This is a genomic window from Hymenobacter ruricola, from assembly GCF_015694525.1.
Lineage (GTDB): Bacteria > Bacteroidota > Bacteroidia > Cytophagales > Hymenobacteraceae > Hymenobacter > Hymenobacter ruricola.
Genome location: NZ_JADQDM010000003.1, coordinates 1 through 15,741, shown reverse-complemented (window position 1 = coordinate 15,741; position 15,741 = coordinate 1). Strand labels below are relative to the sequence as shown.

The 15,741-nt window shown below is 65.6% G+C and carries 11 protein-coding genes and 1 pseudogene; 9 read left to right on the top strand and 3 right to left on the bottom strand.

Annotated elements, in window-relative coordinates; all coding sequences use genetic code 11:
* Positions 1-32 precede the first annotated feature (32 nt).
* From I2H31_RS25880 to I2H31_RS08130, 6 genes and pseudogenes are all read left to right on the top strand, one after another.
* Positions 33-173: pseudogene (locus tag I2H31_RS25880) on the top strand (radical SAM protein); the annotation flags it as partial.
* Between the two features lie 156 nt (positions 174-329).
* Positions 330-1,439: a radical SAM protein gene (locus tag I2H31_RS08150; protein ID WP_394368957.1), complete on the top strand. Its 1,110-nt coding sequence runs from the start codon at positions 330-332 to the stop codon at positions 1,437-1,439.
* Positions 1,440-1,618: 179 nt separating this feature from the next.
* Entirely contained in the window at positions 1,619-1,909 is a 291-nt protein-coding gene (locus tag I2H31_RS08145; RefSeq protein ID WP_196292535.1) for a hypothetical protein, read from the top strand.
* 12 nt (positions 1,910-1,921) lie between these two features.
* The gene (locus I2H31_RS08140; RefSeq protein WP_196292534.1) at positions 1,922-2,194 is read left to right on the top strand and encodes a hypothetical protein; all 273 of its coding nucleotides are present in this window, start codon (positions 1,922-1,924) and stop codon (positions 2,192-2,194) included.
* A 90-nt stretch (positions 2,195-2,284) separates the two neighbouring features.
* Positions 2,285-2,584 carry a hypothetical protein gene (locus I2H31_RS08135; RefSeq protein ID WP_196292533.1) on the top strand — a complete coding sequence of 100 codons (300 nt, stop codon included), beginning with the start codon at positions 2,285-2,287 and terminating at the stop codon, positions 2,582-2,584.
* A gap of 269 nt (positions 2,585-2,853) precedes the next feature.
* Positions 2,854-7,284, top strand: a complete 4,431-nt coding sequence (locus I2H31_RS08130) for a beta strand repeat-containing protein (RefSeq protein ID WP_196292532.1) — start codon at positions 2,854-2,856, stop codon at positions 7,282-7,284.
* A gap of 113 nt (positions 7,285-7,397) precedes the next feature.
* Here I2H31_RS08130 and mutM read toward each other — a convergent pair whose 3' ends face one another.
* From mutM to I2H31_RS08115, 3 genes are all read right to left on the bottom strand, one after another.
* Positions 7,398-8,228 (bottom strand): DNA-formamidopyrimidine glycosylase, encoded by an 831-nt coding sequence (gene mutM, locus I2H31_RS08125; protein ID WP_196292531.1) that lies wholly within the window; start codon positions 8,226-8,228, stop codon positions 7,398-7,400.
* Positions 8,229-8,449: 221 nt separating this feature from the next.
* Entirely contained in the window at positions 8,450-9,364 is a 915-nt protein-coding gene (locus tag I2H31_RS08120; RefSeq protein ID WP_196292530.1) for a PhzF family phenazine biosynthesis protein, read from the bottom strand.
* A 112-nt stretch (positions 9,365-9,476) separates the two neighbouring features.
* Positions 9,477-10,448, bottom strand: coding sequence for a M48 family metalloprotease (locus I2H31_RS08115; RefSeq protein ID WP_196292529.1), 972 nt, complete (start codon positions 10,446-10,448; stop codon positions 9,477-9,479).
* Between the two features lie 365 nt (positions 10,449-10,813).
* Here I2H31_RS08115 and I2H31_RS08110 point away from each other — a divergent pair, with 365 nt between their 5' ends.
* From I2H31_RS08110 to I2H31_RS08100, 3 genes are all read left to right on the top strand, one after another.
* Positions 10,814-11,278: a hypothetical protein gene (locus I2H31_RS08110; RefSeq protein WP_196292528.1), complete on the top strand. Its 465-nt coding sequence runs from the start codon at positions 10,814-10,816 to the stop codon at positions 11,276-11,278.
* A gap of 30 nt (positions 11,279-11,308) precedes the next feature.
* The gene (locus I2H31_RS08105) at positions 11,309-11,824 is read left to right on the top strand and encodes an MOSC domain-containing protein (protein ID WP_196292527.1); all 516 of its coding nucleotides are present in this window, start codon (positions 11,309-11,311) and stop codon (positions 11,822-11,824) included.
* Positions 11,825-12,093: 269 nt separating this feature from the next.
* Positions 12,094-15,591, top strand: a complete 3,498-nt coding sequence (locus I2H31_RS08100) for a DUF4394 domain-containing protein (protein WP_196292526.1) — start codon at positions 12,094-12,096, stop codon at positions 15,589-15,591.
* Positions 15,592-15,741: the final 150 nt, after the last annotated feature.

The window sequence follows — 15,741 nt, the reverse complement described above, 5'->3', positions numbered from 1 at the left end:
TCCCGCTCACATCCCGGTTTCCCTTCCTTTCCATGCCCGAACGTCCTTACACCTACTACGACTTCACGCTCAGCCTCTGCCCGCAATGCCTGCGCCGCATCGAGGCCAAAATCGTCTTCGAGGACGGGAACGTGTTCATGCTCAAGCGCTGCCCCGAGCACGGGCGGCAGAAGGTGCGCATTGCCACCGACATTGAGTACTACAAGAGCATCCGCAACTACGTGAAGCCCAGCGAGACGCCGCGGCGCTTCAACATGGCCACGCACTTCGGCTGTCCCTACGACTGCGGCCTCTGCACCGACCACGAGCAGCACAGCTGCCTCACCGTCATCGAGATAACCGACCGCTGCAACCTCACCTGCCCTACTTGCTACGCCGAAAGCAGCCCCACCCACGGCCGGCACCGCTCCTTGGAAGAAGTGGAAGCCATGGTGGACCTGGTGGTGGCAAACGAAGGCGAGCCCGACGTGGTGCAAATCTCGGGCGGCGAGCCCACGCTGCACCCGCAGTTCTGGGAAATCCTGGACATGTGCAAGCGCAAGCCCATCAAGCACCTGATGGTGAACACCAACGGCGTGCGCCTGGCCAAGGACGAGGCTTTCGTGGCGCGGCTGGCCACCTACGCGGGCGCCTTCGAGGTGTATTTGCAGTTCGATTCCTTCCGCGAAAACGTGCTGCTGACCATGCGCGGCCGCGACCTGCGCGAGGTGCGGAAACAGGCCATTGAGCACCTGAACAAGTACAACCTCAGCACCACGCTGGTGGTGACCTTGCAGAAAGGCCTGAACGATGACGAGATGGGCGACATCATCGACTACGCCCTGAAGCAGCGCTGCGTGCGCGGCGTCACGTTTCAGCCCACGCAGGCGGCCGGGCGCCTCGATAACTTCAACCCCGAAACCGACTCGTTTTCGCTCACCGAAGTGCGCCAGGGCATCATCGACCAAAGCCCGGTGTTCTCGGCCCAGGACCTACTGCCCGTGCCCTGCAACCCCGACGCCCTGGCCATGGCCTACGCCCTGAAGCTCGACGGCGAAGTCTTCCCCCTCACCCGCTACATCGACCCCGCCGAGCTGCTCAGCAACAGCAGCAACACCATTGTGTACGAGCGCGACCCGCGCCTGCGCCAGCACATGCTCAAGCTCTTCAGCACCGCCAACACCGTGGACACGGTGGTGCCCGAAATCAACCAGCTGCTGTGCTGCCTGCCGCAGGTGTCGGCGCCTAACCTGGGCTACGAAAACCTGTTCCGCATCATCATCCTGCAGTTCATGGACGCGCACAATTTCGACGTGCGCGCCGTGAAAAAATCCTGCGTGCACATTGTGAGCAAGGACTTGAAAATCATTCCGTTTGAGACGATGAACATCTTCTATCGAGACCAGGAAAAGCTGGCGCGGCTGGAAGAGCTGCGGGCCGAACGCACCGGCGTGGTGTAATGCAGCCTTCCGCCCCTATTCCGCCGCCCCCGGACCAGCAGCTCAAAATGAATGGCTGCCTTATCGCTGCACTCATCGGGCTGGTGCTGTTGCTGATTGGCTGGAGCATGTGCGGCGGCTCCTATTGATAACTGCGCCCGGCCGCGCTTCCGGCGGCGCGCCTTCTGCTCCGTTTCGCCATGCAAACTCCTCCCCCACCGCCCGCGCCCGACAATAAAAACCCCGTTACCTGGCCGCTGGTAATCAACCTGGGGCTGCTCTTGCTAGTGGCCGTGATGGGCGGCGTCAATTTGTTGCCGGGCGCAGTGGGCGTGCTGGTGCTCATCAACGGCGTGGCCGGCCTCATCAACCTGCTGGCCGGCAACCGGCTGCACTACGCGCTGGCGTTTTTCCTGTCGGCCTTGCTGCTGCTGCTGATTGGCGCGGGCATTTGCGGCATCCTGCTGTCGAACATGGGCCCCATGAACTAAATCCTTTCTCCTATGAAAACGCCCTTCCAGCGCATTCTCGGCATTAATCTCGGCATCATGCTGGCCCTGGCCGTGGCGTTGCGGCTGCTGAACCGCGGGCGCGAATCGGACATGGGGTTTGTGATTATGATGGCTTTGGTGCTGGGGGTGCACCTGTTTGTGCTGCTGCTGGCGGCGCTGTTCAGCAAATCGTCGGAAAACACGCGCGCTTATTGGCTCAGCCTGCTGCTGGTGGGGCTCATCGGCTTCGGGGCGTGCCTGGCCGGGGCGGCCATTCGCATGTGAGAGGCTGACCAGCCTGGCCCAAGCGCCGTGGCAGGCCCGTAGGCGCGCCCGCCGCGCCGGTATTGTTCCACTTTGAGCCGTCTGCTTTTTATGAACAAGCCCACCTTCGGCAGCATCATCCGCAACAACCTGCTGGTCTTGCTGGCGGCGGCCGTGCTGCTTGGCCTAGCCGCCAAGTTTATTGACGATTCGGCCATCCTTCTGTTCGGTTTTGTCTACCTGGGTCAGGCTTTGCTCAATCTGATTCTGGCGTTTGTGCACCTGACCCGGGGGCCGGAAGACGTGGGGGCGGCTCCCTATTTCCTGAGCACGCTGCTGGTGCTTATCATCGGTTTCGGGGCGTGCTCAGGCATCTTTATCGTGGCGGGCAGCCTCGGCGACATGCGCTGAAGCCAGCGCAAACAGGCTCCTCCCATTTTGCGGTTGTCTGGTCTGGTTGCCGCCGGAGCCCTCACGGGCAGGTTTTCCGCTTTCTCGCAATGCGGGCTGTTGGCGGGCGTGGGGGAAGCAGTGTGGTGACCAGACAATTTGGTTTCCGGAGGCTGAGTACTTACTTTTCTTGAAATGTTCTAATAAGCATTTACTCAGGTCAGGCGCCGTTGGCGTGTAGCTGGGTTTTGCTGCCTTTCCACCCTTTTTCCCTTCCCTCATTCTCATCTATGCAAACATTCTTACTTCCCAAAACAACCCGGCCGCTCACTGGCGCTTCAGGGCGCGTGCGGCGGCCCCTTCAACTCCTCGGGGCGGGGCTTTTGCTGCTGAGCAGCCTGGGTGCCCGGGCGCAAACCATCGTGTTCAGCGAAACCTTTGAAGGCACCACCAACAGCTTCACGGCCGTGAACGGCACCCAGCCCAACCAGTGGGTGGTGGGCACGGCGGGCGGCAACGGCCCCACCACGGCCGGCACCAAATCGGCCTTCATCAGCAACGACGCGGGCGCCACCAACGCCTACACGCTGGGCACGGCCTCGGTGACGCACTTTTACCGCGACGTGACGTTTCCGGCAGGCGAAGGCGCGGTGCTGCTGAGCTTCGACTGGCAGGCGGGCGGCGAGGGCACCGTCGATTTTCTGCAGGTATTTGTGGTGCCTAGCACGGTGACGCCCGCCGCCGGCTCGGCGCTGGTGAACGGCACGGCGGGCGCGTTGCAAATCGGCGACAACCTCAATTTTCAGGCGACGTTTGGGCGGACTTCGCTGCCGGTGCCGGCCAGCGTGGCGGGCACCACGCAGCGCCTCGTGTTCACGTGGCGCAACGACCTGGGCGGCGGCACCCAGCCGCCCGTGGCCCTCGACAACGTGACGCTGACCACCCGCGCGGCCACGCCCCTGAGCGGCGCCTACACCATCAACAAAAGCCTGAACACGGGCGGCACCAACTTCGCCAGCTTCGCCGACGCGGCCGCCCGCCTGAACCTGGACGGCGTGAGCGGGCCCGTGACCCTGGCCGTGAGCAACGGCCCCTACACCGAGCAGCTGCTGCTGAACCAGATACCCGGCAGCAGCGCCACCAACACCGTGGCGGTGAACGGCAACGGCACCACCCTGCAGTTTGCCCCGGAAAACCCCTTCCGGCGCGCCGTGGTGCAGCTCAACGGCAGCGACTACGTGACCATCAACAACCTGGTGATTGACGCAACGGGCGGCCCCACGGCACCCGCCCTGGGCACCTACGGCTACGGCGTGCTGCTGACCAACGCCGCCGACAACGACCGCATCACCAACAACGTCATCAACGCGGGCCTGAACTCGACGTCCACCAGCTACGCGGGCGTGGTGGTGAACGGCTCGACGGGCAGCGCCACCGCCACCGGCAACTCGGCCAACGGCCTGCTGCTGGACGGCAACACCATCAACGGCGGCTTCTACAGCCTTTCGATGTTCGGGGCCGGCACGGCGTCGTTGAACACGGGCAACGTGGTGAGCAACAACACCTTTCGCGACTTCTACACTTACGGCATCTACACGGGCTACCAGGACGGCGCCCGGTTTATTGGCAACGACCTGAGCCGGCCGCTGCGCGGCAATTCGGGGCCGTTTTATGGCATCTACACGTTCGGCGGCTCGCGCAGCCAGGCCATCGAGAAAAACCGCTTTCACGACCCCTTCACGTCCGCGTCCGTGTCGACCAACCTCGTGTACGGCATTTACATTGCCACCAGCACCGGCGCCACGGCCGCCACGCCCAACGACGTGGTGAACAACTTGTTTTACAACCTGACCGGCAACGGCCTGCAGTACCTGATTTACAATTCGGGCGCCGCCAACACCCGGATTTACCACAACACCCTGATTTCGGACAATCAGGCAGCTACGACCTCGGCCGTCACCTACGGCATCTATAATACCTCGGCCGGCGCCAGTGCCGACGTCAAAAACAACATCGTGAGCATCACCCGCTCGGGGCCCGGCGCCAAAGTGGGCCTGTACTACACCGTGCCCACCACCAGCAACTACAACGACGTGTACGTGCCCGGCGGCAGCGTGGGCCTTTACAACACGACGACCTACACCACGCTGGCCAACTGGCAAACGGCCAACGGCGGCGCGTTTGACCAGAACAGCGTGTCGACGGACCCCGTGGTGAACGGCGCCGGCACCGGCAACCTCACCCCCGACAACGTGCTGCTGAACAACGCCGGCACGCCGCTGGCCCGCGTCACGGAAGACTTCACGGGTGTCCCGCGCGGCACGGCCCCGGACCTGGGCGCTTACGAGTTTACGGCCGAGGCCGTGGACGTGGCCCCGGTGAGCCTGCTGAGCCCGGCCGCGGCCGCCAACTGCTTTGGCCCGGCCGAGCCCGTGGTGGTGCAGCTGCGCAACAACGGCACCGCCGCCCTCAATTTTGCCGCCAACCCCACCACCGTGACGGTGGTGGTCACGCTGCCCGGCGGCGCCACCCAAACCCTTACGGGCACCGTGAGCACGGGCACCCTGGCCAGCGGGGCCACCCAGAGCTTCACCTTCAGCAGCACGCTGAACATGACCCCGCTTGGCACCTACTCGTTCGCCATCACCACCACGGCCACCGGCGACCTCAAAGCGGCCAACAACACCCTGCCGACGCCCACCACGCGCATTGCCGTGCAGCCCGTGGCCGGCACCCTGGCCAACAACGGGCTGGTGAGTTTGTGCCAGAGCGGCACCGCCACGCTCACGCTCAGCGGCTCGGTGGGGGGCAACGTGCAGCTGCAAAGTAGTCCCGACAACGTGACGTTTACCGACATTGCCGGGGCCACGGCGGCCACCTACATCACGCCCACGCTCACCAGCACCACTTATTACCGGGCCCGCGCCACCTGCAACGCCAACACCGCCTTCAGCAACGTGGTGACCGTGACGGTGAACAACCCCGTCATTTCGACGGCCCCTACCCCCCTGAGCACCTGCGTGGGCGGCTCGGCCACGCTGTCGGCCACGGTGCCAGCGGGCATTTCGGTGCGCTACTTCGCGGCGGCCACCGGCGGCACGCCCGTGGCCTCGGGCAACCCCTACACCACGCCGCCGCTCACGACCGGTGCCACCTACTACGCCGAAGCTTTTGCCGCCACCACTAGCGTGGGCGGCCTGCCCGACAACAGCTCGACTTACGGCACGTTCCAGCAGTCCACGAACACCGACTATTCGCTGGGCTTTGCTGTGACGCAGGCCGGGGTGCTGACGACTGCCGACGTGTACCCCTCGGCGGTGGGCACGCTCATCATTCGCCTGTATTCGGTGAGCGGCAGTCAGCCTTCGGGCAATGCCACGGCCGTGCCCGGCTCCGACGTGACCCTGGCCATCACGGCGGCCCAGGTGGGCACCCGCCTCACGGTGCCGCTGAACTACGCCCTCGCGCCGGGCGAATACAAGCTGTCCACCACGGTGGGCGGCCTGGGACGCTTCGCCACCTACACCGGCACCTACCCGCTGGCTGCTGCCGGCGGCGTGCTGATAGTCAGGGGCTCGTACACGCTTTCTATCTCGCCCAGCTACGCCAACACCACCTACAACGGCTTTTTCAATCTGACCTTCCGCAACGAGTGCGTGAGCGCCGCCCGCACGCCCATTCAGGTGAACGTGGCACCGGGCCTGGTGGCTGCGCTGCCCGTGGCCGCCGCCAGCACCTGCGCCCAGGCGCCCTACCAGCTGGCCGGCAGCATTGCGGGCACGGCCACGGGCGCGGTGTACACGACCAGCGGCACGGGCACGTTCTCGCCCAACGCCACCACGCTCAACGCCACCTACACGCCCTCGGCGGCCGACGTGGCGGCCGGCACCGTGACCCTGACGCTGACGCCCACCGGCCCGGCCGCGCCCTGCACCTCGCCGGCGCAGGTGGTGCTCACGCTGGTGGCGCCGCCCGTCACGGCTTTTGCGTACCCGGCGGGCATTTTCTGCACGGGCGCGCCCACCACCGTGACGCCGGTGCTGGCTCCCGGCGCAGTGGCGGGCACGTTCAGCACCTCGGGCGGGGGCCTGCGGCTCGACCCGGTCACGGGTGCTATCGACCTGGCGCGCAGCACCAGCGACGGCACGTATACCATTGTGAACACGGTGACGACGCCGGGGGCCTGCGGCACGGTCACGTCTTCCAGCACCATCACCATCCAGTTTGGGGTGGTGACGCCTACGCTCACGGCCACGGCTTTGGCCGGCGGTGGGGTGCAGCTCACGGCCTCGCCCCTGGCGGGCGCCACGTATCAGTTCTTCCTGGGCACTACGTCGCTGGGCGCGCCCGGCAGCAGCAACACCCTCACGCTGCCCAACGGCCTGAGTGGCAGCTACACCGTGGTCGTCACGGCCTCCACAGGCTGCTCGGCCACCTCGGTGCCTTCGGTGGTGACGGCCACCGCCACGGCCACCCGCAACGGCGTGAGCCTGCGCGTGTACCCCAACCCCAGCGCCGACGGCCAGTTGACGGTAGAACTGAGCGGACTTGCGGCCAAAACCGCTCCCCTCACCGTGCTCAATGCCCTGGGCCAGGTAGTGCACACCGGCACGGCGGCCGGCACGGTTCCGCTGGACCTGAGCAAGCTGGCAGCCGGCGTCTACACCGTGCGGGTGCTGACGGCCGATGGCGTACTCACGCAGCGCGTGGTGCGTGACTAGCGTTTTCAGGAATTTTTATTCTGCAAAAAGCCCCGCTGGCAGTAGTGCCGGCGGGGCTTTTTGTTGGATGGAAATTGCCAGCGCCAGCCGGGCCGGGCTGTTGCGCACCGAGCTCAGGGCTGCGGGGTGGGCTGGCACCTGGGGCAGGTGTAGGTGGCCCGGCCGCCCACGTAGTACTTGTCGATTTTCACCTTGGGATGGCGCGGGCAAAACGTGTGGGCGTCGTCGCTGGCGGGCGTGGCCGACGTGTCCCACTCGCGGGCGTGGATGAGGAAGCTGGCCGGAAAGTGGCGGTAATTCGCCTCCTGGTTGATGGCCGTGTTCAGCACCAGCTGCACGGCCTGGTGCAGGGCTTTGCCTTCTTTTTCCGACAGGCTGGCGCCCAGCCGCTCGGGGTGGATTTTGGCCTGAAACAGCACCTCGTCCACTATCCAGTTGCCGAGGCCAGCGGTGATGCTCTGGTCGAGCAGCAGCGGCTTGAGCAGCGTTTTGCGGCGGGCCAGCTTCTGGTGCAGCTCAGCCGCAGTTATTTCCAGCGCATCGGGGCCTATTTTCTTGGCTTTCTGGTGCGCAGCGGCGCTGTCGGCCAGCCGGATGCGGCCGAATTTGCGCGGGTCGATGAAGGCCAGGCGCAGGCCGGAATCTTCCAGGTGCAAGGCCACGCGGGTGAAGCGCGGGGCGTCGGGCTCGTCGCGGTAGGCGCCCACGTCGCCGGTCATGCCAAAGTGCAGCACCAGCACTTGGCCGTTGTCCAGCTCCAGAAAGCAGTTTTTGCCCAGCCGGCTGGTCCCCGTGATGGTGCGGCCCACGAGGCCGGCGCGCAACTGGTCTTCGGGCGTGGCCAGCACGTGGGCATCGTTTACCTGCACGGCGGCAATGGTTTGGCCTACGGCCAGCTCGTCAATAAAGCGGCGGTAAGTTTCGACTTCGGGTAATTCGGGCATTTAGAAGGGATTGGCGGCGGTTGCGTTGTTATGTAGAACGTCGTGCTGGACAAACGGACCGTCATGCTGAGCTTGTCGAAGCATCTCGCGTGCTGAAGTAAAATCATACGATTGAATTACTTCAGCACGCGAGATGCTTCGACAAGCTCAGCATGACGGTCTTTTTACTTTTCTTCGTTCTCGTCAACAGCCCAAACCTCCGCCAAGTTGCACGCGGGCGCCTACAAATCCCCGCGCAGCCCGCCTTCCAGCACCACCACGCCCGTGCCGCCAATCTGCACCGCTTCAATGGCCTCGCGCGGGCCGCGCACGCGCACCTGCACCGTGCCGGCCCGGCCCATGTCGTGCCCCTGCTCCGCCACAAAATCGGGGGTAGCCAGGTAGCCGTGGTGCCACAGATAGGCCGCCATGCCGCCGGTGGCCGAACCAGTGACGGGGTCTTCGGAAATGTCCGGCGGGGTGCCGAAGTGGCGCGCGAAGGTGTGCCCGGCGGCCGTGGCGCCGCCCAGGCAAAACAGGTGCGGGCTGAAAAAGTCGCTCGCGGCGCGGTAGGCGGCCAGCCCGGCGGCATCGGCCACGTGGGCGCGGCGCAGGACGGCGTGGTCGCGCAGCAGCACCATGAGCTGCGGCGTGCCCGTGCTCACGGTTTGAATGGGCGCGCCGGGCAGCAGGTCGTCGGCCGTGAGGCCGAAAAGTGGCAATACCGCTTCCGACGCGTGCACCGCACCGAACACGGGCCGGCGCTGCGTCATCCACACCAACGGCGGCTGGCCGGCGGCGCCCGGCAGCACATCCACCCGGATGGGCCCGTCGCGCAGCTGGAGCGTTAGCGTGAGCGACGAGCCATCGGCCGGCAGGGCCACCCGGCCCGCGTGCAGCAAGGCCGTAACCGTGGCAATGGTGGGGTGCCCGGCCAGCGGAATTTCCTCGGCCGGCGTGAAGTAGCGCACGGTGAATTCAGAAATGCCGGGCGCGGCCTCATTCACGAAAGCGGTTTCCGACTGGTTGAACTCCCGGGCCAACCGCTGGCGGGTGGCGGGCGTCAGGGCATCGGCGTCGAGCACCACCGCACAGGGGTTGCCCCGGAGCGGCTCGGTGGTGAAAGCGTCGACGAGCAAAAACGGCAATTGGGACATGAAATAGATTATGAATAGCAGATGGGCCCACGAAAGAACGGCCAAGCGTAGCGGAAATAAAAAAGCCCGTCTGAATTATCAGACGGGCCTTCTATTTTCCGGTTATCAGGCATTACGACGGGTCGTGCACCTTGGCCACGCGCTGGCCCTGCTTGTCGTACACATCGCCGCGAGCGGTGATGAACAGGCGGCGCTGCTGGCCGTCGGTCAGCACGTAGGGGAAGGTTTCGCTGGTGGTGCGGGTGATGCGGCCCACTTCTTCGGCGTTGTCCTCGTCGTCCACGCGCACCACTTTCAGGGCGTTGGTGAGGTAGTAGCGACGGCTGGGGTCGTTGCGGAACGTGAGCTGGCCCACCAGCTTCACCGCGTTGCCGTTGGCCTGGTTGATGGCCACCATTTCACGGGCATTCTGGTCAGCCTCCTCGGTGGGGAAAAGGCGCACGGGCGTATTGTCATACGAAGCCTGGCGCACCACTGGCGCCTGCAGGCGGGCGGCGGCCACCACGGCCGGAGTAGCCGAGGGCGCGGCGGCTTTGGCACTGGCCACAATCTGGCCGTTGGCGCGCTCCCAGCCCTGCCCGATGGCCAGCAGGCGCGGCGCGCGGCCGGGGTGCGTGTCCGAGCCCCCGTCGTCGGGCACGGTGGCCATGGCGGCCTGGGCCTGGGCGAGGCTGGCGCCCAGCTTGCGCAGCACGAAGCCGGAAAACTCATCGGCTTCCAGCTCGTCGGCCGGCTGCGAGCCGCCGGCGCGCAGGGTGTGGCCGTTGAGATGGTGGCCCATTTCGTGGGCCAGAATGCTGATGCCGGCCCAGTCGGTGTGCCCGGCGCGGTTCACAGCGTTCAGAAAATCGGGGTTATACAGCAGGAACCGCTTGCCGTTGTACACCACGGCCGCGGCGTTGTCGACGTCGCGCGTGGCCCGCAGCTCGAAGCGGGCTTTGAGGCCCACCGCGTCGGTGATTTCGCGGATAACATCGGTGGGCGCCGGGGCCGTTTGGGCCTGCGCGCTGGGGGTAAAAGCAACAGGAAGCGCCAGGAGCAGCGGAGCGGCGAGCCGGCGGAAAAAACGGGGGAGGAAAGTCATAGCGAAAGACAACAGGTGAATGACTACTGACTGAAATCTAGGCAAGCAAAGTGCCAGAATTGGCCGTTGGCATCAATGCACTGAGCCAACACCGGCACCCAAACCACTGCGGCGCAAAGCAGGAAAACCACCAGACCAGCAGGGCTTTCCAACAACGGCCGCGCCCTCCCGGCATTGCCCGGCAACCAACGAAAACGTCGCGTTGGCCGGCGCCGACGGAGCTGCTGAAATAACGATTTCGCGGGGGTAGCAGTTCAATTTAGGAGAGTCGCACCCGGGGCCCAACGGTTGCGTTGGGCCACCGGCTTTGGGCCACCGAAGTAGCTTTGCCGGCCCGGTCGGGCCAGCCCTTCTTTTTTATTCGAATGAATCAAGCGCATCTGCACCTTCTGGTCAACCACTTGCCCATCGTGGGCAGCCTGTTCGCCGCCGTGCTGCTGGGCGCGGGCCTGCTGCGGCGCGAGGCGTCGGTGGTGGGCGCCGGGCTGGTGGCCGTGCTGGCGGCCGGCTTGCTGTGTTTGCCCGCCCAGCTCACGGGCGAAGGCGCGGCGGCCGTTGCCCAGCAGCTGCCCCGCGTGAGCCGGGCCCTCATCCAGGCCCACGCCGCCGCGGCCGAGCTGGGCTTCTGGACGCTGGAAGGCGCGGCGGCGCTGGCCCTGTTTGGCCTGCTACTGCGCAAAAACGCCTCGCCCCGGGCCGCTCTGATGGCGTGGGCGGCGCTGGCGGTGGCGGTGGCCAGCTTCGGGCTGCTGGCCCGGGCCGGCTACCTGGGCGGGCTGATTGGGCACGTGGAAATCCGCGAAGGCTTCGGCACGCCCAATGAGTTGTAACCCCGGCCCGGCGCCCGCGTACCCGTGCGCATGCCATTCCCTTTCTTCGGCGATGATAAGTCGACCGTGGCCCGCCTGCTGGCCACCCTGCCCCAAACCGGCCGCCTCGAATGGATAGGCCAGCGCCCGCTGCGGCGCGAGCCCCTGCTCGCGGTGCCGGAAGCGGAGCTGAAAACCGACTCGCACCTGCTCGGCGACCACGCCCGGCCCAAGGCGGGCGGCAAGCGGCAGGTCACCCTCATTCAGCACGAGCACCTGGCGGCGGTGGCTGGTTTTCTGGGCCTGAATGCGCCCGTGGACCCCGGCCGCCTGCGCCGCAACCTGGCCGTGAGCGGCCTGAACCTGCTGGCTCTGAAAAACCGCCAAATCCAAATTGGCACAGAGGTCATTCTCGACATCACCGGCGAGTGCCACCCCTGCTCCCGCATGGAAGAAGAGCTGGGCCCCGGCGGCTACAACGCCATGCGCGGCCACGGCGGCCTCACGGCCCACATCGCCCAGGGCGGCGTCATTCGGGTGGGCGACACGGTGCGGGTGCTAAGCTGAGGGCACTAGCAGCACACTTAACCGGGCCTTTCTCAAAGGATTTCGGTAAATTCAATGGCTTATGAAATCCAAAAACCCTTCAACTTCTCCCTAAAAATCTCGCTTACTGGCCTAAGCGGCTCTATGCCCACCGAGCCAGCGACTTAAAACCACTCAAATCTCATTCGTTTTTTCTTTGCTAACGTACCTTGGCAGCAAGCGTGCTGCCGATGACTCCGAACCTTTCGCGCTTAACGATTTCGCCCTTTTCAACCTTTAAATAGTTATAAATGAACACATCCCTACCTTCGCTGTCGGCCCTGCGCCGGCACTTCCGATACGTATGGTGCGCCGCGCTGCTGCTGGCCGGCACGGGCGCTGCCCGGGCCCAGGCGCCGGCCCAGGCCACCACGCTCTACGGCCTCGGCACCGCCACGCAGCCCATCGCCCCCAACAGCAGCCTGTTCTTCCCGGCGGGCGCGGCCGTTGGTGACCAGGGCATCATTACTTTTTTCACCGCCAACGCCGGGGGTAACGCCAACCCCGCTGACTTCCCCAAGAAAGTTGTAGGCGTTACGCCCGGGCAAAGGCTGGTGGGCATCGACTCGCGCCCGCTCACCGGCCAACTGTACGGCCTGGGCTACGACCCCACCATCGCCTTCGACCCAACTAATACAGTAAAAAATACGCAGCTCTACACCGTTAACGTGTCCACCGGGGCGGTCACGCCGGTGGGAGGGGGCGTGTCGCTGGACCTGGGCCAGCCCGTTAATCCTCTTTTCGTCTTCAACATCAGCTTCGATTTCAATCCCGTAGCGGACCAAATCCGGGTGCTGAGCAGCAACCGCAACAACTACCGCCTTAGCCCGGTCAACGGCTCGCTGATTGCTACCGACACGCCGCTGGCCTATTCCGGGGGCACGCCAGCCACGCCGGGCGTGGTGACGGCGGCTTACACCAATTCGACCATTGGCAGCACCAGCACCACACTTTACGACCTCGACAAAGCCAACGGCAACATTTTGGCAGTGCAGAGCCCGCCCGCCTCGGGCACCCTCATCAACAACACGCCTGCTTTGGTGTTCAACGGCTTTGATAACCTGACTAACTCGCTGGCGCTGGGGCTGGACATTGCCAACAACTCGACCACCGGTTACCTGATACAGACGGCGGTGGCCAACGGCAGCGGCATTTCGCCCACCAACGTGTTCGACGTGAACCTGGCGACGGGCGTAGTCGACAACAAGCGCACCGTGATTCCCACGGCCCAGTCTGCCGGCTTCAACGTGTTCGACGTGGCCGTGCCCATCGCGCCGCCCGTGTGCGATGCCCCCACCAGCCCGGCGGCTGGCAGCATTACCGATACCGGCGCTTCCATCACCTTTACCGCCAACCCCTCGGCTACCAACTACACCGTGGCCGTGACGCCGGCCGGCGGCACGGCCACCACCCAGACCGCCACGGGCTCGCCGGTGGTGCTGACGGGCCTCACGCCCAACACGAGCTACACGGTGAGCATCGTGAGCAATTGCTTTGCGGGCCTGCTCACGTCGAGCGCCGTGAGCACCACGTTCACGACCACGGCGCCCACCTGCGCCGCTCCCACCGGCCTGACGGCCACCAACGTCACCAGCAATTCGGCCACGATAACCTTCTCCGGCAACGGCTCGGCCACTACCTATACCCTGACCACCGCGCCGGCCACCACCACCCAGACGCTGCCGGCCAACGCGACTTCGGCCAACCTGGTGGGCCTCACGCCCAACACCGCCTACACGGTGAGCATTGTGAGCAACTGCGCCGGCGGCGCCACGGCCGGGCCGGCCACGGTGGCCTTCACCACGGCGGCGGCCCCGCTGACGGACCTGACCGTGAGCACGACGCAATCCATATCGGGCAACTACAACAACGTGACCGTGACCGCCACCGGCAACGCCATCCTGAACGGTCCCCTCTCCGTGACCGGCACCTTCCTGGTGCAAACCGGCGGCACGCTGCAGCAAAACTGCCAGCCGCTGACGGGCTCCGGCAACTTTGTGCTCGAGGCGCAGGCCAACCTGGTGATTTGCGACCCGGCCGGCATTACCTCCACGGGCACCAACGCCGGAGCGGTGCTGGTAACCGGCACGCGCACGTTCAGCCCCGATGCCAACTATGGCTACTCCAACACCGTGCCTCAGGCGCAGGTGACGGGTTCGGGCCTGCCCAGCCGCGTGCTCAACCTGGCCATTGGCAGCCCCGCGGGCGTCACGCTGAGCCAAGCCGTGAGCGTAACGCAGGTGCTGCTGCTGCAAGCCGGCAACCTCATCACCGGTGGCCAGCCCCTGACGCTGCTGTCGTCGGCAGCTGGCACGGCAGTGGTGGTGAACACCGGCGGCGTGGTGGTGGGCACGGCTTCCGTGCAGCGCTACATCACGTCTAACCTGAATAACGGGCCGGGCTACCGCCACTACAGTTCGCCGGTGAACGGCAACACGGTGGCCGACTTTGCCACCGCGGGCTTCACGCCGGTGGTGAATTCCGGCTACAACACCAGCCCCACGCCGCCGCTTTTCCCGACCTTCCCCAACGTCTTCACCTACGACCAGTCGCGCCTGGGCCTGAGCAACACGTCGCCGGAGTTCGACAAGGGCTTCCAGTCGCCCAATGCCCTCAATGACCCCATCATTGTGAGCGCCGGTTACACCGTGAACATCAATGCCTCGCAGCTGGTCGATTTCGTGGGCACGCTCAACAACGGGGCGGTTTCGCGCACCGGCCTCGCGCGCGGCCCGCAGGCCACCGCTGGCTACCAGTTCCTGGGCAACCCCTACCCGTCGGCCATCGACTACAACACAGTGCTGGCGGCCTCCTCGGGCATGGAACCGGCTTTGTACGTGTTCAAGAGCAACGGCCAATACACGGGGGCTTACGCCAGCTACAACAACGGCGTGAGCGTGAACGGCGGCACCAACGTGCTGCCCGTGGCCCAGGGCTTCTTTGTGCGGACGGCCGCCGGCCAGACGGGCACCGTGAACTTCACCAACGCCGCCCGCCTCACCACCTACGACAACACCCTTTTCCAGCGCACCGCCGTGGATGTGCGCCCGCAGCTGGCCCTCACCCTGCGCAACGCCACCGCGGCCCTGCAGGCGGTGATGTACTTCGAACAAGGCGCCACCGCTGGCTTCGACGCGGCGTATGATGCCCACTTCCTGGCGGCCACCAACGGGCTGTGGCTGGCCACCGAAGCCGGTACCGAAACTCTGTCCATCGACGGCCGGCCCGCCCTGACCGGGGCCGACGCCGTGCTGCCCCTGCAAGTGGCCGCCGCTACCACGGGCGCCTACACGCTGGCCGTGGACAACCTGGCCAACCTGCCCACCGGCTACCACGCCTACCTGCGCGATGCCCTCAACGGCACCTATACCGACCTGGCCGCCACGCCGTCGGTGAGCCTGCAGCTGGCCGCCAACGCGGCGCTGGGCGGGCGCTACGCCGTGGTGTTCTCGACCCAGAACCTGACCGTGCTGGCGGCCGCTCCGGCCAAGCTGGCGCAGCTGGCCACGGTGTACCCCAACCCGGCCCACGCCACGGCCGCGCTGCTGTTGCCCGCGGCCCTGCGCGGCCAGCAAGCCACGGCCGTATCGGTGGTGGATAACCTGGGCCGCACGGTGCTCACCCGCACCTTGGCCGTCGGCGCCGCCGAAACCCTGGAGCTGCCCCTGACCGGCTTGGCCGCCGGCGTGTACTCGGTGCAGGCCCGCACCGCCGCCGGCCTCGTGGTGAAACGCCTCGTGGTGGAATAAGACAAGCTGGCGGAACCACCCGGTTTCTAAAGCGAAAAAGCCCCGACTGGAAGCAGTCGGGGCTTTTTTGTGGCTAGGAGGTGTTAACAGTAAGTAGTATATTTGGGCATGGACTATTTGTTGACGGACGCGCAGTGGGCACGGATTGCG